1 protein-coding gene is annotated in these 515 nt (G+C 53.6%); it reads right to left on the bottom strand.

From position 1 onward, the window contains the following. Positions 1–217: hypothetical protein (locus AC1RO3_RS08115; RefSeq protein ID WP_481763948.1), on the bottom strand; the 217-nt coding region annotated here is incomplete at its 3' end. Positions 218–515 lie beyond the last annotated feature (298 nt).

The following is a 515-nucleotide window of genomic DNA, read 5'->3' as shown; positions in this document are numbered from 1 at the left end:
GCTGCGTTGACGCCCGGATATCACCTTCAATGAGATACACCAATTCCACGGCTTCATCACGAAGGTATTCGAGTTCAGTTTCCGGAAGCGTGAGGCCCTTCAGGATATTGCACCTGAATTCCGAGTAGTCGCTGTTTTCTCCTTTCTCCAGAAGCTTGGAGCGTAGATGCGTCAACAGCGTGAGGTGGCCCGAAGTCAGAAACATCTTTTTCAACATTCGCATTTCCTCCACAGGTATTGCGTAACAGCATACTGTGCGATAATGGCCGCTGTGAAGGCGGCAAGAAGCGCTACTGTCCCATAAAACGGCCCGACGCGCAACACTATTTCCAGCGAGCCCATCCCCACAACAGCTCCCAGCACAAGAGCGCTAATTACGCCCAAAGCGCCTGCCACGTAGGGACTCACTTTTCGCCCCACACGCTTTTGTCAGCCTGATGCCACAGGTAGCTGATTGCCGCACTCGTAATCACGAGCCAGATGACAGAGGCCCATGTCCCGTGATCCTGCGCAAT

Source organism: Dellaglioa sp. CoH-57-MRSF-19 (assembly GCF_056781975.1).
This window is presented reverse-complemented; position numbering and strand designations above follow the sequence as displayed.